The 24,890-nt window shown below is 66.7% G+C and carries 21 protein-coding genes; 14 read left to right on the top strand and 7 right to left on the bottom strand.

What is annotated here, in order from left to right; genetic code table 11:
• Window positions 1–3: 3 nt before the first annotated feature.
• Window positions 4–1,362, bottom strand: coding sequence for a hypothetical protein (locus AC5Y4D_RS21870; RefSeq protein ID WP_500038184.1), 1,359 nt, complete (start codon window positions 1,360–1,362; stop codon window positions 4–6).
• A gap of 168 nt (window positions 1,363–1,530) precedes the next feature.
• On the opposite strand from AC5Y4D_RS21870, the gene AC5Y4D_RS21865 reads away from it, so the two are divergent.
• Window positions 1,531–2,973 (top strand): amidase, encoded by a 1,443-nt coding sequence (locus tag AC5Y4D_RS21865; RefSeq protein WP_500038183.1) that lies wholly within the window; start codon window positions 1,531–1,533, stop codon window positions 2,971–2,973.
• A 29-nt stretch (window positions 2,974–3,002) separates the two neighbouring features.
• Here the strand turns inward: AC5Y4D_RS21865 and AC5Y4D_RS21860 are convergent, their stop codons facing one another.
• Window positions 3,003–4,235 (bottom strand): cytochrome P450, encoded by a 1,233-nt coding sequence (locus AC5Y4D_RS21860; RefSeq protein WP_500038182.1) that lies wholly within the window; start codon window positions 4,233–4,235, stop codon window positions 3,003–3,005.
• 272 nt (window positions 4,236–4,507) lie between these two features.
• On the opposite strand from AC5Y4D_RS21860, the gene AC5Y4D_RS21855 reads away from it, so the two are divergent.
• The 8 genes from AC5Y4D_RS21855 to AC5Y4D_RS21820 all read left to right on the top strand — a co-directional run bounded on the left by AC5Y4D_RS21855 (window position 4,508) and on the right by AC5Y4D_RS21820 (window position 12,403).
• Window positions 4,508–5,686, top strand: a complete 1,179-nt coding sequence (locus AC5Y4D_RS21855; RefSeq protein WP_500038181.1) for an acyl-CoA dehydrogenase family protein — start codon at window positions 4,508–4,510, stop codon at window positions 5,684–5,686.
• Between the two features lie 4 nt (window positions 5,687–5,690).
• Window positions 5,691–6,824 (top strand): acyl-CoA dehydrogenase family protein, encoded by a 1,134-nt coding sequence (locus tag AC5Y4D_RS21850; RefSeq protein WP_500038180.1) that lies wholly within the window; start codon window positions 5,691–5,693, stop codon window positions 6,822–6,824.
• Complete coding sequence (locus AC5Y4D_RS21845) at window positions 6,817–7,317, top strand: MaoC family dehydratase (protein ID WP_499944339.1); 501 nt, start codon at window positions 6,817–6,819, stop codon at window positions 7,315–7,317. Before AC5Y4D_RS21850 ends, AC5Y4D_RS21845 begins: the two co-directional genes overlap by 8 nt.
• On the top strand, window positions 7,314–7,739 hold the full coding sequence (locus AC5Y4D_RS21840) for a MaoC/PaaZ C-terminal domain-containing protein (RefSeq protein ID WP_499944340.1): 426 nt from the start codon (window positions 7,314–7,316) through the stop codon (window positions 7,737–7,739). The genes AC5Y4D_RS21845 and AC5Y4D_RS21840 overlap by 4 nt, the downstream gene beginning before the upstream one ends.
• On the top strand, window positions 7,736–8,938 hold the full coding sequence (locus tag AC5Y4D_RS21835; protein WP_499944341.1) for a thiolase family protein: 1,203 nt from the start codon (window positions 7,736–7,738) through the stop codon (window positions 8,936–8,938). Before AC5Y4D_RS21840 ends, AC5Y4D_RS21835 begins: the two co-directional genes overlap by 4 nt.
• A gap of 1 nt (window position 8,939) precedes the next feature.
• Window positions 8,940–9,347, top strand: a complete 408-nt coding sequence (locus AC5Y4D_RS21830; protein ID WP_499944342.1) for a Zn-ribbon domain-containing OB-fold protein — start codon at window positions 8,940–8,942, stop codon at window positions 9,345–9,347.
• Window positions 9,340–10,911, top strand: coding sequence for a fatty-acid--CoA ligase FadD1 (gene fadD1 / locus AC5Y4D_RS21825; RefSeq protein WP_499944343.1), 1,572 nt, complete (start codon window positions 9,340–9,342; stop codon window positions 10,909–10,911). The genes AC5Y4D_RS21830 and fadD1 overlap by 8 nt, the downstream gene beginning before the upstream one ends.
• A 121-nt stretch (window positions 10,912–11,032) precedes the next feature.
• Window positions 11,033–12,403, top strand: a complete 1,371-nt coding sequence (locus AC5Y4D_RS21820) for an HNH endonuclease signature motif containing protein (protein ID WP_500038179.1) — start codon at window positions 11,033–11,035, stop codon at window positions 12,401–12,403.
• A gap of 15 nt (window positions 12,404–12,418) precedes the next feature.
• On the opposite strand, the gene AC5Y4D_RS21815 is transcribed toward AC5Y4D_RS21820, so the two are convergent.
• Entirely contained in the window at window positions 12,419–13,663 is a 1,245-nt protein-coding gene (locus AC5Y4D_RS21815) for a cytochrome P450 (RefSeq protein ID WP_499944345.1), read from the bottom strand.
• A gap of 119 nt (window positions 13,664–13,782) precedes the next feature.
• On the opposite strand from AC5Y4D_RS21815, the gene AC5Y4D_RS21810 reads away from it, so the two are divergent.
• A complete protein-coding gene (locus AC5Y4D_RS21810; RefSeq protein ID WP_499944347.1) occupies window positions 13,783–14,091 on the top strand; it encodes a hypothetical protein in 309 nt (102 codons plus the stop codon).
• A 4-nt stretch (window positions 14,092–14,095) separates the two neighbouring features.
• Here AC5Y4D_RS21810 and AC5Y4D_RS21805 read toward each other — a convergent pair whose 3' ends face one another.
• The 3 genes from AC5Y4D_RS21805 to AC5Y4D_RS21795 form a co-directional block, all read right to left on the bottom strand.
• Entirely contained in the window at window positions 14,096–16,240 is a 2,145-nt protein-coding gene (locus AC5Y4D_RS21805; protein ID WP_499944348.1) for an FUSC family protein, read from the bottom strand.
• 32 nt (window positions 16,241–16,272) lie between these two features.
• Window positions 16,273–16,758 (bottom strand): hypothetical protein, encoded by a 486-nt coding sequence (locus AC5Y4D_RS21800; protein WP_499944349.1) that lies wholly within the window; start codon window positions 16,756–16,758, stop codon window positions 16,273–16,275.
• Between the two features lie 128 nt (window positions 16,759–16,886).
• The gene (locus tag AC5Y4D_RS21795) at window positions 16,887–19,262 is read right to left on the bottom strand and encodes a lysylphosphatidylglycerol synthase transmembrane domain-containing protein (protein ID WP_499944350.1); all 2,376 of its coding nucleotides are present in this window, start codon (window positions 19,260–19,262) and stop codon (window positions 16,887–16,889) included.
• A gap of 181 nt (window positions 19,263–19,443) precedes the next feature.
• Here AC5Y4D_RS21795 and AC5Y4D_RS21790 point away from each other — a divergent pair, with 181 nt between their 5' ends.
• From AC5Y4D_RS21790 to AC5Y4D_RS21780, 3 genes are read left to right on the top strand one after another with little or no spacing between them, the layout of a single operon-like run.
• Entirely contained in the window at window positions 19,444–20,388 is a 945-nt protein-coding gene (locus AC5Y4D_RS21790; RefSeq protein ID WP_499944351.1) for a class I SAM-dependent methyltransferase, read from the top strand.
• Window positions 20,385–21,461, top strand: a complete 1,077-nt coding sequence (gene galT, locus AC5Y4D_RS21785; RefSeq protein WP_499944352.1) for a galactose-1-phosphate uridylyltransferase — start codon at window positions 20,385–20,387, stop codon at window positions 21,459–21,461. Before AC5Y4D_RS21790 ends, galT begins: the two co-directional genes overlap by 4 nt.
• Complete coding sequence (locus AC5Y4D_RS21780; protein WP_499944353.1) at window positions 21,458–22,546, top strand: galactokinase; 1,089 nt, start codon at window positions 21,458–21,460, stop codon at window positions 22,544–22,546. Before galT ends, AC5Y4D_RS21780 begins: the two co-directional genes overlap by 4 nt.
• Before the next feature lie 22 nt (window positions 22,547–22,568).
• Here the strand turns inward: AC5Y4D_RS21780 and AC5Y4D_RS21775 are convergent, their stop codons facing one another.
• Complete coding sequence (locus AC5Y4D_RS21775; RefSeq protein ID WP_500038178.1) at window positions 22,569–23,693, bottom strand: DUF8808 domain-containing protein; 1,125 nt, start codon at window positions 23,691–23,693, stop codon at window positions 22,569–22,571.
• Between the two features lie 182 nt (window positions 23,694–23,875).
• Between AC5Y4D_RS21775 and AC5Y4D_RS21770 the strand changes: the two genes are divergently transcribed.
• A complete protein-coding gene (locus tag AC5Y4D_RS21770) occupies window positions 23,876–24,841 on the top strand; it encodes a hypothetical protein (RefSeq protein WP_499944355.1) in 966 nt (321 codons plus the stop codon).
• The last annotated feature ends 49 nt before the right edge of the window (window positions 24,842–24,890 follow it).

Raw genomic sequence — 24,890 nt, 5'->3', positions numbered from 1 at the left:
TCGTCAGAACCAGGGCCCCGGATAGCGGCCGTCGGCGTCGCGCACCAGCAGAATCTCGCGGCACTCACCGCTGGGCGGCGCGACAGTCTCGCCCTGGCACACCAGCGTCCAGCCGACTATGCGGCCGAACGGCCGGCCCGACCACGTGGACGCCACCGGATCGGTACCGGGCAACGCGAACACCGCGTAGGTGTTTCCGGCGTTGGTCACGTACAGGTGGTCGCCGAAGAAAGCCAGTTTGGAAATCGGCGGCGTCCTGGCTTCGTCCCGGCTCTTCAGCCAATCCCAATGCTGGGTACGCAGATTCCACACGCCGTACCCGAATGACGAAGTGTCCGAACCTCGGCCGTCGACGAACAGTTTGCCGTCGGACAGCGTCGCGGTCAGTCCGGCACCGGGCAGGCGGTCGGTGTCGCCGATTTTGATGGGCGACCTGGAAGTGAGGTCGAAGAACATGGTCGACTGGACCGGCGGATTGTGCGAATCCCAACGGGTGAGCTGTACGAGTTTGTCTGTGCCGTCGGACAATTCGCTGTCGACGCTGGCGATGTCGTTGTCCTGGAAGATGGGTTCCCCGGTGGGCAACCGCAATTCGAAGCCCGTCGTGCTGCCGGGCACAGTGCTGCGCGGGAAGGCCAGGACGTCCTGCCAGACACGACCGGGCTGCGGGTCGTCCCACAACGTCGACAGATCGGTATTCGACAGGATCACGGTTCTCGGTGGTGACGCAGCACCGCGCGCGTCGGCGAAAGCGTTGACCCACGCCACACCCGGAGTGGTTGGCGCCAAACGCCATTCCTTGGCCGACGCCAGTTTGAGCGCCGGGTTCGGCGGTTGCAGTTCCTTGGTCGCCAACGGCTGGCTCGACTTCAGGTCGAACACATAGCCGGTGGTCTTGGCGACTTCGGGTTGGGTGCCGTTGGCGGGTTTGACGGTCGCGACGACGTAGACGACTTTCATGTCGCTCTCGATGTTCGACAGCGCGCACATTGCGCCGGTGACGGTTTCGCCCGCGGCGACGGTCGGCACTGCCGGCATTATCAATTCGGCGGTCTTGGTATCGAGGACTTTCGGCCGGATGTCCTCGAGAGCGGATTTGCTGAGCGTGAATTCGGTGGGGCAACCGAAATAAACCGTGCCGCCATAGGTCTTCCAGTCCTTGGCGAGCGGACTGATATGCGGCGGGGGCGGCGCGACGGTGTTCGCGGCCGGCTTCGAGGTCGGTGCGGTGGTGGTCGCGGACTGGGCCGCCGGTGGTGACACGGTCGCTGAAGTGGAGCAAGATGCGGTGGCCAGGCAGGCAATGGCCGCGACCAACGCACGTATGCGCTCGGACGCGAACAACCTGTTCGGCACCTTCATCAGCGTTCCCCCCGTTGAGTGCTGGTTTCTCTGAGCCTAGGGCCGTCGGCGGTGCGGGGCGAATCGGACCATTTGCGGTGCACGGCTCGCGGTCTTACGAGTTTGCACGGATGTTTTGCTGTGATAGCGCACGCCTGATGCAAGGGCGGACCTGGTAGACCAACAGTCATGACTGGTCTTGCCGAACAGACGCGCTGGATGGACGCCACGGACCAGGCGGCGCTGGTCGCCGCCGGCGAGGTGACGCCGCACGAGCTGCTGGATGCGGCGATCGAACGGATCGAGCTGTCCAACCCTGCGCTGAACGCGGTGGTCATCGAATGGTTCGAGCATGCCCGGTCGGTGGCGGCCGACCCGTCGCTGCCCGACGGTCCGTTTCGCGGGGTGCCGTTTCTGCTCAAAGACCTCTACACGAGCTTTGCGGGTCAGACGTTGTCCAACGGCAATGTGGCGCTGAAAGAGGCGGGCAAGCGCGACACCGCCGACACCACATTGGTCTCCCGGTTCAAGGCGGCCGGACTGGTGATCGCCGGGCGGACGAACAGTCCCGAGATGGGCAGTTTGCCGACGACGCAGCCGTTGGCATGGGGCCCGACCCGCAATCCGTGGGCGCTGGACCGCACCCCGGGTGGGTCCAGTGGCGGTGCCGCGGCGGCGGTGGCGGCGGGGATGGTCCCGTTCGCCAACGCATCCGACGGCGGCGGCAGCATCCGCATTCCGGCGTCATGCTGCGGACTGGTGGGGCTCAAGCCGAGTCAGGGGCGGATCACGGTCGGCCCGCGGCGGGCCGAGGTGGGCCTGGGGGTGGAGCTGGGTGTCAGCCGTACGGTGCGTGACACGGCGGGCTTGCTCGATGCGGTGTGCGGTCCCGGAGTCGGTGACAGCGTGATCGCACCCGCACCGCAGCGGCCCTACGTCGAGGAGCTGGGCGCCGACCCGGGCAGCTTGCGGATCGGGTTGCTCGACGTCCATCCGCGCGGCGGGTTCCTGCACCCGGATTGTGTTGCGGCGGTGCGCACTTCGGCGTCGATGCTGGAGGGGCTGGGGCACATTGTCGAGCCGGCGTGGCCGTCGTGTCTTGCCGACAGCACGTTGCAACAGAAGTTCATGGCACTCTGGGCGACGCAGATGGCAATGGCGGCACGCGGATTCGCCGCGACGCTGGGCCGGGAGGTGACCGCTGCGGATATCGAGCCGGTGAACTGGGTCCTGATCGAACGGGCGCAGCAAGTGAACGCCGTCGACTACGCAGTCGCGCAGGATGCGGTGTACGCGTTTCGGCGCGCGTTGCAGCAGTGGTGGGCCGACGGCTGGGATCTGTTGCTCACTCCTACGGTGGCCGAGCCGCCCCCGGCGCTGCCAGAGTTCGACAACGACCCGGCCCACCCGACGGCTCCGATGCGCCGCGGGGGTGAATTCGCCGCATTCACCCCGCCGTTCAACATGAGCGGGCAGCCGGCGATCAGCCTCCCGCTGTACCGCAACGCCGACGGGCTGCCGATCGGTGTCCAACTTGCCGCGGCCTACGGGCGGGAGGATGTGCTGATTCGCGTTGCCGCGCAACTGGAGTCGGCTCATCCCTGGTCCTCGCACCGGCCCGCCGTGCCGTGACGCAAAGGACGCGCGCCCAGGGCCGGTGACTACCGGTTTTCGAACGAGATCGGAAGACTGACGGGCCCGCTCAGGCTCACCATCGGCTTCCACGGTGCGGGTCCGGTGATGCGCGGATTCTTGATGCGACGAGTGAGCACGGTGAGCGCTTCGGCGAGTTCGCGCCGGGCCAGGTTCGCGCCCAAGCAGTAGTGGATGCCGCCACCGAAGGTCAGGATGGCCGGAGCTCCGTCCCGGGTGATGTCGACGTGCTCCGGAGTTTCATAGACCGCCGGGTCGCGGTTGGCCGCAGCGGTATTCACCAGGATCATGGTGCCGGCGGGGAACCGGTAGCCGTCGACCTCGGCATCCTGGTTCACGAGGCGAAGGGTTCCGCAGGCGATCGGCGAGTGACGCATTGTCTCCTCGACGGCATGCATGGCCAGTTCGGGACGTTCGGTCAACAAGTCCCACTGTTCCGGATGCGCACAGAGCACCTGGACGCAGGCCGCCAGTTGATTGCGGGTGGTGTCGGTACCGGCCAGCAACAGACCCCCGGCCAGCATGCGCAACTCGGCGGGCGCGAGGCGGTCCCCGTCGTCCTCGGCGCGGATCAGGTCGGAAAGCAGGTCGTCGGTCAGGCTGTGTCGGCGGCGCGCCACCATCTCGTCGACGTACCGGTCGAGTTCGGCCCATGCGCGCATCACGGCCGGTTCGATTTCGCGGACACCCGCTATGAAGCTGAATGCCTTGAAGATCTCATCGGCCCAGAACGAAAATTGTTGCCAGTCTTCGCGGGGCGCGCCCAGCAGAGCGCAGATGATCGGCACGGGATACGGCCGCGCGAGGTCGGTGACCACGTCACAGCTGCCTCGCTGCACCACCCGATCGACCAGGCTGTCCATCGTCGACACCATCGTGTCGTGCAGGCGCGAAGTCGCTCTCGGCGTGAACGCCTTCGACGTCAGGCTGCGCAGCCGATGGTGTGCAGCGCCATCCAGGCACAACAAGCTGTTGGTCACCTTGTCCCACAGCGACCCCGAAGTGATGCCCTGCACAACGAGATTCAGGCCGGGTGGGATCTGAAAGCGCGGATCGCGCAGCACCGAGCGGACCAGGTGATAGGAGAGCACCTCGGGACCGAAAGGGCCCAGCGCAATCGGCGCCTGGCGCTGCGCGGTCCGGATGCGCGGGTAGACATCGGCAGGGATCTCGGTGGCCTCGTAGGCCAGGGTCGGCAGATCGGCCTCGAAAACACTTGGCGCAGCGGTGCCCACGGTCATAGCGGTCTCCTCGAGTTCGAACTGCAGGTGCCCGCCGACTGAACGCGAATCCGCCGGCACACCGCCGCGCGGACAACATCTCCAACAATGTATGGCCGATAGCGGGCACTGTCAACGACATCACTGCGGGAGGCTGGCCCGATCGCCCGCGCGGCATACAGAATGTGAACAACGTATGGTCTAGAACCGGTCGGGGGTATTGACCGGGTCGAAGCGCGCCGCCGTGGGCCTGTCCGACCAGGTGCAACCGGGGTGGGACTAGTGTCGCCGGTGTGGACTTCGAGCTCGACGACGAGCAGCGCGCCTGGCTGGCCGAGGTGCGTGAGTTCCTTCGGCAGAACGTCACTGCGGCGTTGCGCGCCGAGCTGGCCGAGCATGACCTCGAGTTTCGCGGCGGCGAGGTGTCGGCATTCCGTCGCAAGATCGGCGAGCGCGGCTGGTTCGGCCTGAACTGGCCGCGCGAGTACGGCGGACTCGGGCTCACCGCCATGCATCAGCACCTGTTGATGAGTGAGTTCGAATACTGGGGCGTGCCGGGGCCCGACCTGACCGTCACCTCGGTCGCACCGATGATCATGCGCCACGGCACCGAACAGAACAAGACCGAGTTCCTGCCGCCGATCGCACGCGGCGAGATCATCTGCGCCGTCGGCTATTCCGAGCCCAACGCCGGCACCGACCTTGCCGCTCTGAAAACCCGCGCGGTACGCGTCGGCGACGAATGGGTGATCAACGGATCCAAGATCTGGAACAGCGGGGCTCAACGCTGCACCCACGAATGGTTGTGCGTGCGAACCGATCCCGATGCACCGCGACATCGCGGCATCTCGGTGATCATGGTGCCCATCGACGCGGCCGGCATCGAAATCCGCCCGCTGTACGCATGGTCGGGCTACCGCACCAACGAGACGTTCTTCCACGACGTGCGAGTGCCGGTCACCAACCTGATCGGTGAGGTCGACAAGGGTTGGACCTACATCACCGGGGCGTTGGACCTGGAGCGCGGGGCGCTGACCAATGCCGGGGATCTGCGCCGCGCCCTCGACGATGTGATCGCGCTGGCGGTGCGACCACTTCGCGACGGGACGGTGCCCGCCCACGACCCGGCGTTCCGGCGCCGTCTCGCCGCGGCGGAGGCCGACGTCGAAGTTGCCAAGCTGATGGGCTACGAGGCGGCCTCGCTGCTCGACTCCGGTGCCATCCCCACCGTCGAGGTCAGCGTCGAGAAGATCTTCACCAGCGAATTGCGCCAGCGGATAGCGGATTTGGCGATCGACCTACTGGGACCCGACGGGCTGCTCGCGCATCGCAGTACCGCCGCGCCGCTCGACGGCTTCTTCGAGCGCCTGTACCGGGTGTCGCCGCTGATGCGGTTCGGTGGCGGCACCAACGAGGTGTTGCGCGATGTGATCGCCCAGCGGGGATACCGCCTGCCCTCCTACGGCCGGTGATCGCATGCGGCTGATACCCGATCAGGACGAACGTGACCTTGCGGCGATGTGCCGCAAGCTGCTGGCCGCCGGGTGTCCGGCGCCTCCGGCTCGCGGGTTGCAGCCACCGGACGGGGACCGCGTCACGCCATCGCTGTGGAAGGCGCTGGGCGAGTCCGGCGTGCTGGGGCTCGCGGTCGAGGAAGCGCTCGGAGGTGCTGGCGGCGGACTCGGTGAACTTGGCGTGTTCAGCGTGGAGGCCGGGCGTGCGTTGTGCCCGATGATCGTGCACAGCAGCATCCATGCCGCGCTCGCCATCGACTGGTTGGGCGGAGGTGACGCCCGGAAAGCGTGGCTGCCGGCGCTGGCGTCCGGCAGCGCCCGCGGGACGGTTGCGTTGTGCAATCCGCGCGACGCGGCCGACCTCACGCCGTCATTACAGGCACGCCGCGACGCCGACGGCCGCTACCGTCTGGACGGCACGGTGGATTTCGTCGCCGACGCCGACCTGGCCGACTTGATTGTCGTCACTGCCGACACCGGCGGCGCCGCACAGGGACTCGTGGTCGACACCTCGTCGTCCGGAATCTCGGCGGAACCCTTGAAAGTGATGGGGGCGCACCCCGTTTTCGCGTTGCGCTTCGAGGACGTGCTGATCGACGACCCCCGCCGAATTCTCGCCGGCGCTGCGGGTCTGACCCAGTCGGACCTGCGCCGGGTGGTCAACGCCACCCTGGCGCTGCTCTGCCTGGATCTGACCGGGGTGGCCGAAGGGGTGCTGCAGCGCACGGTCGACCACACCAAGATGCGTGAGCAGTTCGGGCGTCCCATCGCGTCGTTCCAGGCCGCTCAGCACCTGGTGGCCGACATGCACATCGCGCTGACGGCTGCCCGGCTGGCCGCCCACTCGGCGGTGTGCTGGATCGGCCGCGGCCGCACCGGCACCCGGGAGACAGCGATCGCGCGGATGCACGCAAGTCGGGTCAAGCAGATCACGCTGGATGCCCACCAGTTGCACGGCGGCATGGGTTATGTCGTCGACACCGACCTGCACCTGTTCTCCGAGCGTGCCCGAGTGCTCGCGACCCTGGGAGGCGGCGCCGATATTGCCGCGAGATGGCTTGAGGACGAGATGAATTGGGATGCAACCAGTGACTGACAGTCTCATCGATCCGGAAACCGCCGCGAGCGTCGGCACCGTCGTCGCCACCGCCAGCGGCGAAGTGAACCAGCGGGACTGGCAACGTTGGGCCGCCGCGGTCGATGATCGCAACCCGCTGTGGTTCGACGCCGACCACGCACGCGCGCACGGCTACCGCGACGTGATTTGTCCGCCGTTGTTTCTGCAGTACGCGGTCCTCGGTGTGGCCACACTGGACAACCTGCGCCCAGACGGATCTTCGGGCGCCGTCACCGGCAGCCTGGCCTTCCCGCGGGCGCCAAGGCGGATGGCTGGCGGTGAGAGCACCACGTTCCATCTGCCCGCCTATCATCGGGATCAGGTCGAACTGGTGCGTACCGTCGACGCCATCACCGAAAAGGAGGGCAGGTCAGGCAGGTTCGTGCTGGTGACCTGGCGCAGCGAATACCGCAATCAGCGCGGTGACCTGCTCGCCGAGGCGACCACCTCGATGATCGCGAGGCCCGCATGACCGGACAGCTGTACTACGAGGACATCGAAATCGGTTCTTCGGTAACGCCGTTGACAGTCACGGTGACCGAGACGCAGATGTTCTTCTTCAGCGCCGCGACCTACAACGGGCACCGCATCCACTACGACAAGGCGTGGGCCCGCGACGTCGAAGGTTACGACGACGTACTGGTCCAGGGACCACTGCAGGCGGCGCTGTTGTCGCGTGCCCTGACCGACTGGATCGGTGGTGCCGGGCGGTTGCTGCGTTTCTCGGTGCAGAATCGCGCGATCGCCTACCCCGGGCAGGAGTTGACCTTCGGAGGTGTCGTGACGGGGAAGGGGGAGGGCATCGTGGACCTGGACATCTCCTGTCGACGCGGCGACGAGGTGTTGATGCCCGGCACAGCCAGCGTCTTGTTGCCCCGCAGGAACATTCGGTGAGCGGCCTGCGCGGCGAGGCCGCCATCATAGGCATCGCAGAACTACCGGCGGAGCGGCGCCAGACCCGCCCGGCGTCCTTCACGTTGGATCAGTATGCGTTGCTCGCCAAGCTGGTGATCGAGGATGCCGGCGTGGAACCCACTGTGGTGAACGGACTGTCGTGCCATGGCATCGCCGAGTCGGACATGTTCGCACCGGCGACGCTGTCGGAGTATCTCGGGATCCCGCTGGATTTCGGTGACCGGGTGGACCTGGGCGGTGCGACGGCCGCCGGGATGGTGTGGCGCGCCGCAGCGGCGGTCGAACTGGGCGTGTGCGATGCGGTGCTCGCGGTGGTGCCGGGATCCCTGGAGATCCCCCGCTCGGAGCAACGACCCGGCCGCACGCTGGGCTGGTACGGCGCGTCGAGCAACAACTACGGCTCGCCGCAGGCTGAATTCGAGATCCCGTACGGCAACGTCGGCCAGAACGCCCCGTACGCGCAGATCGCCCAACGCTACGCCGCCGAATACGGTTACGATGCAGCCGCTTTGGCCAGGATCGCGGTGCAGCAACGGACCAATGCCTGCGCCCACCCCGGCGCGGTGTTCCACGGCAAACCGCTCACCGTCGACGACGTCTTGACCAGTCCGGTCATCGCCGACCCAATCCACATGCTGGAGACCGTGATGCGGGTTCAGGGCGGGGCCGGCGTGCTGGTGGCCAACGCCGAGATAGCGCGCCGCGCCCGCCACCGGCCGGTCTGGATCAAAGGCTTCGGCGAACACATCCGGTTCAAGACCCCCACTTACGCCGACGATCTCATGCGCACGCCGATCGCCCGTGCCGCCGAAAAAGCCTTCGCAATGGCGGGACTGGACCGTGCCGACGTCGACGTCGCCTCGATCTACGACTGCTACACCATCACGGTGCTGATGACCCTCGAGGACGCCGGCTTCTGCGGCAAAGGCGAAGGCATGCAATGGTTGACCGAGCACGACCTGACCTTCCGCGGCGACTTTCCGGTCAACACGGCCGGGGGCCAATTGTCGTTCGGGCAGGCCGGCATGGCCGGCGGCATGCATCACGTGGTCGACGGGGCGCGGCAAGTGATGGGCCGCTCCGGCGATGCTCAGGTGCGCGACTGCGACACCGCGTTCGTGACCGGCAACGGCGGCATCATGAGCGAGCAGGTGGCCCTGGTGCTAGGAGGTGACTGACATGAGCCGACCGTTGCCTGAGCCGACACCGGTATCCCAACCGTTCTGGGATGCGTTGCGCGAGCACAAGATACTGATCCAGTACTCGCCGTCGTCGCGCCGGTACGTGTTCTATCCGCGCACACTGGCACCAGGCACCCTGGCCGACGACCTGGAATGGCGCGAGATCGACGGCGCGGGAACGCTGTACACCTACACCGTTGCGCGGCGCCCGACGGGGCCGCCATGGGCTGAGCAGCTGCCGCAGCTGCTCGCCGTCGTGCAATGGGATGCCGGACCGCGGGTCAGCGCCGAGTTGGTGGATGTCGACCCGCAGGACATCCGTATCGGCATGCGGGTTGCGCCCGTCTTCTGTGACGTCCCAGGCCATGAGATCACGCTGTTGCGATACCGGCCGGCCGATGTTTGAGACGGTGCAGCAATTGCTGCGATCGCGGATGGACGACGACACCGTCGCGGTGCGGGACGGGGATCGGACGTGGACCTGGCGCGAGCACCTCGGCGAAGCTGCGGCCGAGGCGTCGGTGCTGCTGGAGCGGCTCGATCCGGCGCGGCCGCTGCATGTCGCTGCGCTGCTGGGCAATTCGCCGGCCATGCTGCGGTCGATGGCCGCGGCTGCGCTCGGCGGGTATGTGCTGTGTGGGATCAACACGACCCGCCGCGGGCAAGGGCTGGCCGCCGACATCAGGAGGTCGGACAGTCAACTGGTGCTCGTCGATACCGAACACCTGGCGTTGCTCGACGGGCTGGATCTGCCCGTCCTGAATGTCGACGGCGCCGAATACCGCGAGGCGGTGACTGCCGCGCAACCCCTTGTGCCGATTCAGGTTTCCGGCGCCGACCCGGTGATGATGATCTTCACCTCCGGCACCAGCGGCGACCCCAAGGCGGTGCGTTTCGCACACGCGATGGCGGTCATGTGCGGCGCCAGCCTGGCCGAGCGGTTCGAGCTGACCGCCGCGGACGTGTGCTATCTCGCGATGCCGCTGTTTCACTCCAACGGTGTCGCGGCCGGGTGGGCCGTTGCCATCAGCGCCGGTGCCGCGATGGTGCCCGCCAGATTCTCCCCGTCACGATTCCTCGCCGACATCCGGGGCTACGGCGTCACCTACATGAACTACGTCGGCAAGCCGCTGGCGCTGGTGCTGGCCACCCCGGAGCGTCCCGACGACGCCCACAACACGCTGCGCGCCGCGTTCGGCAACGAGGCAACCGAGCGTGACCTCGACGAGTTCGCCAGGCGTTTCGGATGCCGGGTGGTGGACAGTTTCGGATCCAGCGAGTTCGCCGTCGTCGTGATGCGTGAGGACGGGACACCGCCGGGTTCCATCGGCAAGGGATATCCGGGTGTCAGCGTGTACCACCCGGAAACCCGGACCGAGTGCGCCGCAGCGGTTTTCGATCAGCACGGTGCGCTGGCCAATTTCGACGACGCCGTCGGTGAACTGGTGAATACTTATGGCGCAGGCGGTTTCAGCGGCTACTACAACGACGCCGCCGCCACCGACGAGCGGATGCGACACGGTATGTACTGGTCGGGTGACCTCGCCTACCGCGACGCCGAGGGCTGGATCTACTTGGCCGGACGCACCGCGGACTGGATGCGAGTGGACGGTGAGAACCTGGCGGCGGGTCCTGTCGAGCGCATCCTGCAGCGCCTGCCGGAGATCAACCACGTTGCGGTGTACGCCGTTCCCGACGAGCGGGTAGGGGATCAGGTGATGGCCGCAATCGTGCTCAACAGCGGAGCGTCGCTGTCTCCCAGCCAGTTCGGCGATTTCCTGGCTGCCCAGCCCGACTTGTCGCCGAAGGCGTGGCCGAGATATGTGCGGATCAACGCCGAGTTGCCGCGCACCGCGACCAACAAGATCCTCAAGCGCGAGCTGATCAGGGATGGCGTGTCTGCCGGGGACGGGGTGCTCTGGGAGCGGGCCGAGCGTGGACGCGAGTACCGCCGCGAGGATGTTGGGTGAATTTCACGATTCCGCAATGAATTTGGAGCCACCACACGGGCTTATGCACAGTTGCAGGTTTATGCACAGGTATGTCGTCGGGGCCGGGGAGTTGTCGGTGCCGGTTCCTAGAATTTGAGGTATGGCAGCGAGCACGCGTGAAGAGATCGTGGAGGTCTTCGATGCACTCGATGCAGATGTGGATCGTTTGTGCGCGTTGTCCTTTGAGGTGTTCACCACCCCGGAGCGGATGCGGGCTCTGGCGCGCCTGGAACGGGCAGCCCGCCAACTGCGCACACCCCAGCACGCGGTGATCAACCAACTCGCCGCCCACGCCGCCGAGGAGGAGTTAGGCGGCAAGCTGCGCAGCGCGTTGGCTGATCGGTTGCGGATCTCTAAAGCCGAAGCCGGCCGGCGCATCGCCGAAGCCAAAGATCTCGGCGCGCGCCGGGCGCTGTCCGGGGAGCCGCTGGGGCCGCTGCTCACCGCGACCGCGACCGCCCAAGGCGCCGGACTCATCGGTGATGAACACATCCGCTTGATCCGCAAATTCCTGGCCCATCTGCCGGACACGGTCGATGCGGGCACCCGGCAGGACGCCGAAGCCGACCTGGTCGACAAGGCCACCCACTTTCGCCCCGAACAAGTGCAGACCTATGCCCAGGAAGTGATGGCCTATTTGCACCCCGACGGCAACTACTCCGAGGAGGAGCGCGCCCGCCGGCGCGGCCTGATGCTGGGCAAGCAGGAGTTCGACGGGATGTCGCGCCTGAGCGGGCTGGTCACCCCGGAACTGCGGGCCGCGATCGAAGCGGCGTGGACGAAGTTGGCCGCACCGGGGATGTGCAACCCGAACGACGAGGCACCGCGCGTGGACGGCGAACCCGACGCCGATGAGGCGCAGCGCGATACCCGCTCGGGACCCCAACGCCAGCACGACGCGCTGCTGGCCGGGCTACGCGCACTGCTGGCCTCCGGGCAGTTGGGCCGCCACCGCGGGCTGCCGGTGACCATCATCGCCACCACCACCGTGGCAGAACTGGAAGCCGCCGCGGGATGGGCGCGCACCGGCGGCGGCTCCCGCCTACCCATGAGTGATCTGATCCGCATGGCCGGCGGCGGCGCCCACCACTATTTGGCGATCTTCGACGGCGCCAAACCCCAAGCCCTCTATCACACCAAACGTTTGGCCTCCCCGGCCCAACGGATCATGCTGTGCGCCAAAGACCTCGGCTGCACCAGACCCGGCTGTGACGCCCCGGCCTACCACAGCGAAGTCCACCACGTCACCGCCTGGCGCCAAACCGGCCGCACCGACATCAACGACCTCACCCTGGCCTGTGGCCCCGATAACAGACTGGCCGAAAAAGGCTGGACCACCCGCACCAACACCCAAGGCCACACCGAATGGATCCCCCCACCACACCTCGACCACGGCCAACCCAGAATCAACACCTTCCACCACGCCGAGAAACTGCTGATACCCGACGACGACGACGACGAACCCGATTGATCGGGACGGCCTCGATCAGACCGGGCACCTCGTCCCGTACTCGACCTGCCAGTGCTTTATGCCGGTGATGAATGGTGATCGCAGCCGCTCGGGTTCGCCCAGCGAGGTCAGATCCGGCATCGTGTCGGCGATCGCGTTGAACATCAGGTCGATCGTCATGCGGGCCAGATTCGCGCCGATGCAGTAATGCGCGCCGGTGCCGCCGAATCCGACATGGGGATTCGGGAACCGCAGAATGTTGAAGGTGTAGGGGTCGTCGAACACCTCTTCGTCGAAGTTGGCCGAGCGGTAGAACATCACCAGCCGTTGGCCCTTCTTGATCGAGACTCCGCCAACTTCGGTGTCCACCAACGCGGTTCGCTGAAACGCGGTGATCGGCGTCGCCCAACGAATGATCTCGTCGGCCGCGGTGCCCGGTCGCTGGGCCTTGAACAGCTCCCATTGGGCGGGGAAGTCGGTGAACGCCATCATTCCGTGGGTGATCGAATTGCGAGTCGTCTCGTTGCCGGCGATCGCCAACGTCACCACGAACATGCCGAACTCGGCCTCGGATAACCGGTGCCCGTCGGCGTCCGGCTGGATGAGCGTCGTGACGATGTCTGCGCCCGGGTCCTTGGCTCTGCGCTCCGCCAATTGCATGGCATACCACATCATTTCGGCCGCCGATGTCAGCGAATCGTGGTCGGCGAACTCCGGATCGTCGCTGCCGATCATCTGGTTGGACCAGTCGAAAAGCTGTTCGCGGTCTTCCAGCGGAACCCCGAGCAGTCCCGCGATCGCCTGCAGCGGCAACTCGCAGGCGACCTGCCGGACGAAATCGCCCGATCCTTCCGCAGCTGCCCGCGCGGCGATCTGCCGCGCTCGCTCGGTCAGGTCGGCGCGCAGCCGCTCGACGGCGCGGGGGGTGAACCCGCGCGCGACGATCTTGCGCAGTCGGCTGTGCTCGGGGTCGTCCATCATGATCATCGACGTCCGTCCGAGCTCGATCTGGGCCTGCGCCAACTCTTCCGGGTAGCGCGGCACCACCGACTTCTCCGCCGAGGAGAAGACGTCGCTGCGCAGCGATACGTCGCGAACGTCGCGATGCTTGCTCACCACCCAGTAGCCACCGTCGCCGAATCCGCCCCGATCCGGCGGTTGCTCGTTCCACCAGATCGGTGCTGTCGAGCGCAGTTCGGCGAACTCCGCCACCGGCAACCGGTGCGCGTAGATGTCGGGATCGGTGAAATCGAAGCCCGGCGGCAAGTTCGGGGCGGCCATTCAAACCTCCTCGGCGAGGTGCAGAACGCAACGATCAGGCTGATCGTAACGAGGCACCAGCCCCCGGATGCAACAGTTACGCAAGAATCAGGCAAGCGGAGCCCGGCAGGGTGGCGTTCATGAGAGTCACCGCGATAGTGGGAGCCCTGTTGATCGGCGCGCTGGTGGCAGCCAGTCCGGCAAGGGCCGATCCCCGCGCCGAGGTGCAACAGCTGCAGCAGCAGACATCGGATTTGCACGCCAGCTGGGACAGTCTGAGTCCGGCGGAGCGACAGCAGCGGTTGAACCAACTGAGTCAGCAGACGACCATCGTGCAGCGGGGTGTCGACGCCCTGCCCCCGGAGCAGCGGCCGGAGGTTCAGTTGATGCTCAGTCAGGTCGCCATCCAGCTGGCCGACCTGCTCGGCAGATCATGGCCGCGTCAGTAGGTCTTCAATGATGTTGTGCACCAATGAAAAGCGCATCCGGGTCCAGGTGAGTTGCGGCGGCGACGACGATCCGGTCTATCTGGCGCAGCGGGTACAGGGCCGATAAATCCCGAGCCAGTGCCTCGGCGGCGTCGAGGGCGTCGGCCGCCGAGACCAGGCCCTCCGGCTGCGTGCCGTCGAGGGTCTCGATCAGCACATCGATGTTGTGCTGGACCTGCACAGCGGCGCCGGTCACGGCGTCGGCGACCTCGTCGGGGCAGTCGAGGTTTCGGTACTGTTCGCTGCGCCGGGCCAGGACTCGGGCGTAACGATCGCAGGCCGCGAACAACCGAAGCTCGCGCTGGATGCTGCGGCGGCCCGCCAACCCGGCGACACCGGCCAGGAGCGGTTTGGCGGTCGCCCGGTACTGCCGCAGCTTCCGGTCGAGTTGGCGTGCCTGTTCGGTGGGGCTGCCCGCTGCGTCGTGTTCGAACATTATCGCGATGGACGTTTCGATCAGGGCGCACAATGCAGTGAGGAACTCATGGGTGTCGTTGCGGATTGTGGTGCCGATATTGGTGGGCAGCACCAGGATCGCGACGGCGACGCCGATGACCGCCCCGACCGCAGTCTCCTCGATCCGCACCACCAAGACGTCGAGGCTGAACTGGCCCATCAGTCCGTACAGCAGCGCCAGCATCGTGGTGATCCAGAAGGCCATCAGACTCTGGGTGACCTGCATGAAGTAGAACGTGCAGAACAGGCAGACGAAGACCATCACCACCGACCCGACCGTGTTGCCGTCGAAGGCGGTGGCGACCAGCATTCCACAGGGCACGCCCAGCGCCGTGCCCAGCAGGCGCTGCCAACCTTTGGTGAGGGTGTCGCCCCACGTGTTGGTGCCGGCGAAGACCACGAACGCCGCGATCACCGCCCAGTACCAGCGATCCGGTGACACCACGTCGCCGGCGACGATGGCCAGCGACGCCGCGGTGCAGGCCTGGATGGCTTGCCGCGTCGTGGGCAGCAGGCCGCTTCGGGCCGCCTGGACGTCGTCATCGGAATCGTCGTCCGGCTCCGTCGCGGGTCCGGTGGCGTCGGCGGCTTCCTCGATCAGCGACCGCACCTCCGAAGTGGCTGTGGCAGCGCCGATTATCGCCATGGCAAGCCGACGGACGGCAGCGTCGCCGGGCTCTTCTGAGGTGGCGGGCTGGCCGTCGAGCACACCCTGGGCCCGGTCGGCTGCGGCCCGTAGGCCGTCGGGACTGGGAACCCTGATGGCCCAGCCGAGTTCGGAAAGGGCGGCGACGAGTTCGGCGCGGACGGCAGTCGGGATGGCCGGCCCGTGCATGGCGGCCAGCGCCACCCGCTGACCGGCGATCGCCACCCATTCGACGGCGAGTTCGGCGTCGAACAGCCACGGGGCCAAGCGTTCCCCGAGCGAAGTAGCGGCCGGATTGGACTTGTCTTCGAGCCGGTCCTGCACCATCAACGCGGTGTCGTTGAGCCGCGCGATGCGGGTGCGCATCCGGCGTCGGCGTCGCTCGTTGAGCCGGTCCGCCCGCAATACTTCGGCGGTGGCGTCGACCAGGATCGCCATCCGGGCCCGCAGCGAGCGAATGGTGGCTTGTAGCAAACGATCCGGATGGTCGGGCAGCACATAGGTCGTCGTCAGGAAGGTGCACAACGTGCCCACCAGCACGGCGGCGATCATCCACGGCAACTCATGCGGGCCCGCACGTAGATACAGGGCAAAGAAGTAAGCCATGAACGCGACCATGCCCAGTGCCTGTCCACGCGCACCGAACCGGCGGATGTAGACCGCGACGAACACCACTGCCACGAAGACGATGTCGCTGACGAGCTGGTGGCGCGACAGCAGGGCGGCCGCGGTGATGGACAGCGTCGCCGGCACCGGCAGCAACGCCATGGTGATGCGTTGCCGCCGCGGGTCCGGCTCGTTGACCGACCGGGCCGCGACCATGGTGATGACAGCTCCGAGCAGCGCGACGGTCAGGGATTGCCTTGTCGCGGTGGTCAACACGTACATCGCCAGCAGCGAACAACCCAACGCTGTGGTGGCGCGGATGGCCAGTCTGAGGCGAAGCAAGCCGGGATCGGAACCGATCGTCCAGGTTCGTACCCGCTGGAATGTGGCGGCGAGCGTCATCCGCTCAACAACGTTGTGCGCAAAGAGAACTGCTACCCGGCCGGGGTGAACTTGATCGCTACCAGTTTCAGCCGGTCGATCGCCTCGGCGAACTCCTCCCGGGCCGGCACGCGGTCATCGCGGAATTTCAGCCCCATCATCCGCTGCGCCTGCTTGACTCCGTAGGACTGCGCGCAGCGCAGATAGAGGTCGTACGTGGTGCCACGGTCTTCGACGACTTCGCCACGCATCGTGCGGGTCTTGCCGCCGTAGACCACCTGCGCGGGGGCGCCGCCCTTGAAGTTGTACTTCCAGTTGGCGCCGGCCAGCGCATACAGATCGTTGTCGATCACGTGGGCGCTCACCGGGATCGAGAACGATTTTCCCGACTTTCGTCCGGTGAAGTTCAGCACCATCAGCTGCTTGCGCAGCGGCCCCGCGAGCGGAGTGCGTAACAAGGACTTCAACACGGGGTTGACCGCGCGAAGCAAGGGTTCTGGAGGATGTCCGATGTCTACCGCATACGACTGATCTGTCATGTCCACCACCGTAAGTCCATTTGCCGAAAAAGGAACGCCGCGGCGGGGGACGGGCAGGTCGCCGCGGTGGACCGGGACTTGATTGATGTTCTTCTCCGGGATGTAGTGGTCCTGAACGGCGCGCGTGCTCAGACCATCTCGTTCTTGGTGAGCCAGCGCATCACCGGCCAGCCGAGGAACACCGGTAGCCAGCAGGTGAGCACCCGGTACAGCAACACCGAGGGCACCCCGATCGCCGCGGGAACGCCGAAGGCGGCGAGCCCACCGATGAGCGCCGCCTCGACGGCGCCGACCCCGCCGGGTGTGGGGGCGGCCGATGCAAGGGTCCCGCCCACCATCGTCACCACCGTGACGGTGACGAACGTCGTGCCGCCACCGAATGCTTCGACGCTGGCCCACAAAGCCAGTGCCGCGCCGAGAGTTGTTCCGGCACTGCCCAATACGATCAGCGCGAAGCGTCTCGGCTCCTTGGCGAGCTCGACGAGGTCGTTGGTCACCTCTTTGAGTTTCGGCCGTAGTTCGGTGGCCAGCCAGCGCCGCAGGTTGGGCACGAACAAGAAGGTGCCGACGATGCCCAGCGCGACGCCGGCGATCAGGTACAGCACAGTGGCATCCGGGACGAAATGCGAGAGGTCCGTCGACGTCCCGGCCACCGCGCTGAACATGATCAGCAGCGCGACGTGGACGATCACCTGCACGGCTTGTTGAAGCGCGACCGCGGCGGTGGCCCGCAGCGCGGTCAGCCCACCCTTCTGCAGGAAGCGGGTACTGAGGGCAAGCCCACCCACTCCGGCCGGGGTGGTGGTGGCCGCAAAGGTGTTGGCTATCTGGACGATTGTCAACTTCCAGAAACCCACCAACCCGTCCGCGCAGGCCCACAACGCGGCGGCCGCACCGACGTAGGTCAGCGCCGACACCGCCAGGCCCAGCAGCGCCCACGACCAGTTGGCGTGACTGAGTTCGGAGAAGAACGTCGGCGCGGTGCTGAGGAAGGGGTACGCGACATAGACCAGCGCCCCGATCAGGACCAGTTGAATGACCTGGCCACGGGTGAACCTGGTGATCGTCTCGTCTTTGATCTGATCGGCACCCGTCTGGCGTTTCACCTCCGCCCGGGCTTCGGAGATGACGCCCTTCGGGTTGGCGACCGACTGCCGGATGCGTTTCGGCACAGCGGATTTCGTCAGCCTCCGAGAAGCGATGAGGATGGTTTCCTTGCCGAACGTGTCGATCGCGGCGGCCACCGCGGAGTGCGCGTCGTACAACGCCGAGGTCGTCACGAGCAGGTGGGCGATGTCGGACTGCAGTTGGGCGTCGGTGGCACCGTATTCGGCCGAACCGAAACCGCCGAACAGCACGGAGCCGTCGGCGACGGTGATCTCGTTGCAGCGCAGGTCTCCGTGGGAGATCTGGTGATCGTTGAGGACTCGCAGGGATTCCCACGCTTTTGCGACCGGCGTCTGGCCGGCACATTCGTCCAGCGGCACCCCTCGGACGGGCTTGTGCGCGTAGAGCGTCCAGCCGCGGTCGAGTGCGGCCAGCGCGATGGTCGCGGTGTTGGCAACGCCGATGTCCCCGATGGCGATGGCCATCAGCGCGCGATGCTCGACGGCGCGGCGCAGCGAGGTCTGCAGCGGTGCCGTCTCGGATCCGCGCAGCCGCAACTTCCACCACAGTTGCCGCAGGGCGCCACCGCTGCGTTGATGAGGCCCGTACAGCTCGACCGCCGCTCTGGCTTCGGGATCGGTGGATTCCGCGGACAGCACCAGAGGACCGGGCCCGCCCGGCCGGACCACCAGCAGCCTGGACACCAGGAAGCCACGCTTGGCCATCGCGCGGACCGCACCCTCCAGCGGCACCTCCAGGGCGGGGGTCCCCACGACCAGCACCACGAACGCGCCGACGAACCAGCCCACCGCCAGCCCGACCACCGCGCGCGCCGGGACGATGGCGCTGACGACGAGGTGAATCGGTACGAACGCCAGCAGCAGTCCCCACCACCAGTGCCGCCAGCGGGCCGGTAGCCAGGGCCCCGACACGGTCAGCACCGCGGAGAGCATCGCGATCCAGCGCGGGTCGTCGAGGAACTGCTCTGGCAGCGAACTGAGTTTGTCGGACAGGTCGAAGTGCCAGCGCGGCGCGGCGATGCGGTTGCTGCTGATGGACAGCGGGAGAACGGCCATCAGCGCGGCGGCGCCGTATGCGCCGAGCAGCTTCCATTGGCGCGAGACGATCAGGCCGATCAGGATCACGAACGGCAGCGCCAGGATCGCGATGCCATAGACCAGGTACACCAGGTCGGACTGGGTCTGGGTCAGCACTCCGACGATTTGGGAGATGGATTTCTCCAGCGCCACCCACCGAGGACGGGTGATCAGCGAACTGGTCACCACTGCCACCAGCGCGACGGCCGCCAGCGCCAGCCGGATGATGTCGTTGGTGCGCCGGGTCATCGGTTGCAGCAAGCTGCCGGACACCGTGATGTCGCGTCCGTCAACTCGCATGTCCATAGATCCTTCGGCTGCGCCGTGTCTCTTAGCGGCCCGCACACAACTTAACCGGAGTCATGCGTCATGGGGCTGATGGACACCGGCGACGCGCTGTGATCAATCGCGAAGCCGGGGTGCGCATCTGCGCAGGCTGAGGCGTTCTAATGTCGAGTGTCGACAACGGAAGGGCGCGGACGTGGCGAGGACAGACGACGACAGCTGGGAAATCACCGAAAGCGTGGGAGCTACTGCGTTGGGGGTGGCCGCGGCCCGCGCGGCGGAAACGGAGAGCGACGATCCGCTGATCAGCGATCCGTTCGCACGGGTATTCCTGGACGCTGTCGGCGATGGCGTGTGGAACTGGTTCGCCGGACCAGATCTGCCCGAGAAGGTTCTCGAGGCCGATCCCGAACTGCGGACCCGGATGGGGTCGATGAGGGGCTACATGGCTTCTCGCACAGCCTTTTTCGACACGTTCTTCACCGATGCCGCCGGATCGGGGATCGATCAGGTGGTGATATTGGCCGCGGGATTGGATTCGCGGGCCTGGCGGTTGGCGTGGCCGGATGGCACGACCGTCTACGAGCTCGACCAACCGAAGGTACTGGACTTCAAGGCCTCGACACTGGCCGAACATGGTGCGTCGCCCACCTGCAAGCGGGTCGCTGTCGCGGTGGACCTACGCCAGGATTGGCCGGCCGCACTGCAACAGGCCGGGTTCGATCCTTCGCGACCGAGTGCCTGGTCGGTGGAAGGGCTGCTGCCCTACCTGCCGGCGACTGCCCACGAGCTACTGTTCGACCGTATCCAGGGGCTCAGTGCGGCCGGTAGCCGGATCGCGGTGGAGGCGCCCGGCCCGGACTGGATGGACCCGGAAGTGCGTGCGCGACGCCGCGACCGGATGGATCGCCTGCGCGTCTTGCTGGCCGAAGTCGAACCGCAGCGCGAGATCCCGAGAACCGACGAGTTGTGGTATTTCGAGGAACGCGAGGACGTGGGCGGCTGGTTGGGCCGGCACGGCTGGGATGCGACGGTGACGCCGGCGCAAGAGTTGATGGCCGGCTATGGGCGCGGAGTGCCTGCCGGGGTCGAGGACACCACCCCGCGCACTGTGTTCGTCAACGCCCTGCGACGGCCGTGACGGAGCCGACGCGGTGGACCCTGGCCGACGGCCGCGATCTCCTTTTCTTCGCGCTGCCCTCGCACGTTCCCGCGCCGGTACCCGATCGCCGGCCACTGCCTGGCCGCGACCCGGCCCCATCGCAACTGCGGTACGACCGGACCACCGGCCAGTGGGTGATCGTTGCCGCACAGCGGCAGGACCGCACCTATAAGCCGCCGGCCGAATCGTGTCCGCTGTGCCCGGGCGAGACCGGGATGACCAGCGAGGTCCCGGCCGCCGACTACGACGTGGTCGTGTTTGAGAATCGGTTTCCCAGCCTCTGCGGCGTCGGGCCCGTCGCACCACCGCAGGAACCCGGGTTCGTCTCTGCGCCGGGGCACGGCCGCTGCGAGGTGATCTGCTTCTCCGCCGAACACACCGGATCCTTCGCGGACCTGGACCCGGCCCACGCCCGGCTGGTGGTCGAGGCGTGGCGGCACCGCACCGCCGAGTTGATGGCGCGGCCCGGGATCGAGCAGGTGTTCTGCTTCGAGAACCGCGGCGAGGAGATCGGGGTGACCCTGACCCATCCGCACGGCCAGATCTACGCCTACCCCTATCTGACCCCCCGCACCGACACCATGCTGAGGCAAGCCCGCCTGCACCGGAAACTGAACGGCGACAACCTGTTTGCGCACCTGCTGGCGGCCGAGTTGGCGGACGGCAGTCGCGTCGTCGCTCGCGACGAACTGTTCACCGCGTTCGTGCCGTTCGCCGCACGCTGGCCGGTAGAGGTGCACATTTACCCAAATCGGTTGTTGCGCAACCTTACTGACTTCAGTGCCGCAGAGTTGGACGGGTTCGCCCGGATTTATCTGGACATGCTGCGCAGGTTTGACCGGATGTATTCGGCGCCGCTGCCGTACATGTCGGCGCTGCACCAGTACACCGATGCGCAACAGGACGGCTATTTCCACGTCGAGTTGATGTCGATTCGGCGCAGCGCCACCAAACTGAAGTATCTGGCGTCCGCCGAGTCGGCGATGGGTGCCTTCATCGGCGACGTCATCCCGGAGACGGTGGCCGCACGATTGCGGGAATCAGGCGCATGACCGTCCGTTACGCCGCGCCGGGGCGGGTCAACCTGATCGGCGAGCACACCGACTACAACCTGGGGTTCGCGCTGCCGATCGCGTTGCCGCAGCGTACCGTCGCCGCGTTCGCACCTGAGCGCACCGACGCGGTCACCGTGACCAGCGATCGTGCGCAGGGCGCGGTTCGGATCCCGCTGGACACCGAGCCGGGCGAGGTGGCGGGTTGGGCCGCCTATGTCGCGGGGGCGATCTGGGCGCTTCGGTCGGCCGGCCACGTGCTTCCCGGCGGGACGATGTCGATAACCAGCGACGTCGAAAGCGGTTCGGGCTTGGCCTCTTCGGCCGCGCTGGTGTGCGCGGTCCTCGGCGCGGTGGGTGCGGCCGCGGGCGTCGATCTCGGCGCCACCGAGTTGGCCAGGGTGGCGCAGCGGGCAGAGAACGACTACATCGGTGCCCCAACGGGTTTGCTCGATCAGTTGGCGGTGCTGCAGGGCAGGCCGAAAACCGCGCTACAGATCGATTTCCGGGATATCAGCGTCCAACCGGTACCGTTCGACCCCGACGCTTCGGGTGTCACGCTGCTGCTCATCGACTCCCGGTCCCGGCACCGACACGTCGACGGAGAGTATGCGGCGCGACGGGCGGCGTGCGAACGGGCGGCCAGGGACCTGGGTGCGTCGTCGCTGCGCGTCGTCCAGGACCGCGGCTTAGCGGCGCTGGATGCGGTGATCGATCCGATCGATGCGCGACGTGCCCGTCACGTGCTGACCGAGAACGACCGGGTGCTGGAATTCATTGCCGCACTGAGTGATTCGGACTTGATTCGGGCCGGACAGATCATGACCGCCTCCCAGCGGTCGATGCGCGACGACTTCGGCATCACCACCGAGCACATCGATCTGCTGGCTGACAGCGCACTGCACGCGGGTGCGCTCGGTGCCCGGATGACCGGGGGCGGTTTCGGAGGCACCGTGATCGCGCTGGCGCCTGCCGACCGAGCGCCGGTGGTCGCGGACGCGGTGCGACGGGCGGCTGCCGACGCCGGCTACCCGGAACCGGCGATTCGCCGGACTTTCGCCGCGGGGGGTGCGGGCCGATGCTGACGATCCGTTCTTTCGGCCGGCGTCAGCAATCGATTCGGATCCACCACGGCGGCGTGCTGATGTCCAGACGTGTACTCGTGCGGTACCCGGACCACGTCGGTACACCGGACGGTTGGCCGCGGTAGATACCCCGGGCGGCGGCGACAACCCGGCTGCGTTGGGTCGGCCATTGGATCTCGCTTGCGATCTGTTCCAACAGATTCCGGTCGCGCCCCAGGACGCGGTCGATGATATCGACGGCGGGCAATGCGCCGCTCTTGTCGCCATTACAGCGCGCGCACGCCAGCACCAGGTTGGCCAAACCGTCGATGCCGACCAGTGACCAAGGCAGCACATGGTCGATCGGGTTGCTCGCCGGCAGGTCGGCGCCGCAGTAGAAACAGCGGGCACCGAAAGCATCCTTGAGGGGTTCGCGGACCATCGCCAAAGCTGTTCGCTCGCGGCCGAAGAGGTGACCCGCGACGTCGGGAACCTCGGCATCCAAGAACTTGTTCATGCGCCGTACGTCCTCGACCCACATCATCTCCAGTGCGGGCTTGAGTAGCCCCGCGAGCCGTGCCAGGCCGTAGGCCACGCCGGGGCGCAGTTCTATCGAGTCGCCGTGGGCCCGCAGCGTCGACCGGGATACCTGGTCGTGCAGGAACGAGTCGTCGTAGAGGAACGAGTCGCTGCATGATGCTCCGGGCAATCGTTGCAGTCGGTGCAGCGGTTGCTGGGCCAGACACAGCGCGATCTTGTCGATCGTCTCCTGGTAGACCTCGGGGACTCTCGTCATCGCTACTTCCAGCGCCAAGCCGCTTCCGCCGGCCCCGGAAGCTGACCGCAAGTGATTGGTAGCCATCAGGATTCGTGCTTTCGAACCGTGGACCTGCCGTAGTTCATGCCCGTCGAACGGCCGGACCTGTCGCCAGTAGATCTGCAGCACCCGGTGGGCCAGGTCCGGGATCGAAACCCGCAGCGCCCGGTCGGGATGGTCGGGAAGGTTCTCGATGCTGAAGTCGACGAGCGCCATCAGGGTGGCGAGCTTGTAGGTCGCGCTACGCAGACCCGTTTCCAGAATCGCGACGACGCGCTGTCCCAGCAGTAGCGGGTCCATGCCTTGCTCTGTCATTGCGTCGCTCGCGTCGGTGCCTGGTGTCTCGGCCATGGTACGGGGCCAAGAACTCCGCCTGTGGACAAGTTGCCCACTGTGGATGACTCCGTCGTGCGCGGCGGATTGCCGGCGTTGTTGTCGGACCCCTGCGTGATGCTTGGCTCAGTCGGCGCGATGTCAGAAGCGCGCCAGTGCGGATTGGGGCCGAGATGGGAAACCGGGCGAACTTCGTGATCGTGAAAGATCAAGACTGGCAACTGTATTACTCGCATTGGGCGGGTTGTCGGATGCTTGATGCGCTGATCGGTGGACCGGATCTCGCGCTGCGCTATGTGCAGTCGCTGCGACCGTGCGCGAAGAACGACTGGGTGGATCCGCTGTGGGCCGACGGCGGTGCAGTGGTCGACCTCGACCGCCGCCGGCTGCTGTTCTTCGGCGACGGGTTGATGGTGAGCATGCCCGAACGCCGGGCGATGATGAGCGTGCTTGCCGCGGTGTGGCCGGGTTACTCGATCGGGTGGGCCTACGACGGAACCATCGAACTGGCCGGTTACGTCGGCGCGCAGTTGCGACTCCAATCCTGGGACGACCAGCCGGGGATCAAGCTCGCCGACGACCTGAACGTCATGTGCCACTTGGTGTCCGTCGTCGATGCCGCCGGCCGCGTTCGGATGTGGCCGCTGTGGTGGGGCGATCTCAACAAGTCCTGGCACGGACCCGCACTGCTCGACCTGCTGCCCGGTCGCGGCCTGCGGCGGGTGGCTCTCGGCAAGATCCCGGAGGGGGGCGTCCACATCGACGTTGCGCGCAAGACGGTCGGAGTGTGGCAGACCGCGGATGCGATGGGAATCTTCAAAGCCCTTCCGGAAGTGTGGAGGGGTTGGGCCACCGAGTGTTGGGAAGACCGCTTCGATCAGCAGGTTCTCGGATGCAATGGAGCACTGCGGGTCCCCGCATTGGACTTGGCGGCCGGTGTGGACGATGCGCTGGCATGGATCCGCAAAAGGGTATTCGAGAGCTTCGCCGACAGCCCGGCGGGACAGATCAGAATGATCGCGGGATTGCTGGCGCCGCTCGCGCCGGGAATGCAGGTAGGTAGCTACGCCCTGGTCAACGACGGGGTGCGGCCACGTCCCGACGAGTGGGCGCGTTTCGAGGCCGCGTGTGATGCATTGCGGGGACAGCGTGCGGCGTCTGCGTGAGCGGGCTGCGCAGGAAACCGCAACGGAAGGTTGGTGACTCTCCACACCG

Source organism: Mycobacterium sp. NGS67, assembly GCF_059812185.1.
This window is presented reverse-complemented; position numbering and strand designations above follow the sequence as displayed.

What these genes read in the sequence shown, in the direction of transcription:
- AC5Y4D_RS21870 (WP_500038184.1), bottom strand. Translation starts at nt 1,362, where the DNA reads ATGAAGGTGCCGAACAGGTTGTTCGCGTCCGAGCGCATACGTGCGTTG.
- AC5Y4D_RS21865 (WP_500038183.1), top strand. Translation starts at nt 1,531, where the DNA reads ATGACTGGTCTTGCCGAACAGACGCGCTGGATGGACGCCACGGACCAG.
- AC5Y4D_RS21860 (WP_500038182.1), bottom strand. Translation starts at nt 4,235, where the DNA reads ATGACCGTGGGCACCGCTGCGCCAAGTGTTTTCGAGGCCGATCTGCCG.
- AC5Y4D_RS21850 (WP_500038180.1), top strand. Translation starts at nt 5,691, where the DNA reads ATGCGGCTGATACCCGATCAGGACGAACGTGACCTTGCGGCGATGTGC.
- AC5Y4D_RS21840 (WP_499944340.1), top strand. Translation starts at nt 7,314, where the DNA reads ATGACCGGACAGCTGTACTACGAGGACATCGAAATCGGTTCTTCGGTA.
- AC5Y4D_RS21830 (WP_499944342.1), top strand. Translation starts at nt 8,940, where the DNA reads ATGAGCCGACCGTTGCCTGAGCCGACACCGGTATCCCAACCGTTCTGG.
- fadD1 (WP_499944343.1), top strand. Translation starts at nt 9,340, where the DNA reads ATGTTTGAGACGGTGCAGCAATTGCTGCGATCGCGGATGGACGACGAC.
- AC5Y4D_RS21820 (WP_500038179.1), top strand. Translation starts at nt 11,033, where the DNA reads ATGGCAGCGAGCACGCGTGAAGAGATCGTGGAGGTCTTCGATGCACTC.
- AC5Y4D_RS21815 (WP_499944345.1), bottom strand. Translation starts at nt 13,663, where the DNA reads ATGGCCGCCCCGAACTTGCCGCCGGGCTTCGATTTCACCGATCCCGAC.
- AC5Y4D_RS21810 (WP_499944347.1), top strand. Translation starts at nt 13,783, where the DNA reads ATGAGAGTCACCGCGATAGTGGGAGCCCTGTTGATCGGCGCGCTGGTG.
- AC5Y4D_RS21805 (WP_499944348.1), bottom strand. Translation starts at nt 16,240, where the DNA reads ATGACGCTCGCCGCCACATTCCAGCGGGTACGAACCTGGACGATCGGT.
- AC5Y4D_RS21800 (WP_499944349.1), bottom strand. Translation starts at nt 16,758, where the DNA reads ATGACAGATCAGTCGTATGCGGTAGACATCGGACATCCTCCAGAACCC.
- AC5Y4D_RS21795 (WP_499944350.1), bottom strand. Translation starts at nt 19,262, where the DNA reads ATGCGAGTTGACGGACGCGACATCACGGTGTCCGGCAGCTTGCTGCAA.
- AC5Y4D_RS21780 (WP_499944353.1), top strand. Translation starts at nt 21,458, where the DNA reads ATGACCGTCCGTTACGCCGCGCCGGGGCGGGTCAACCTGATCGGCGAG.
- AC5Y4D_RS21775 (WP_500038178.1), bottom strand. Translation starts at nt 23,693, where the DNA reads ATGGCCGAGACACCAGGCACCGACGCGAGCGACGCAATGACAGAGCAA.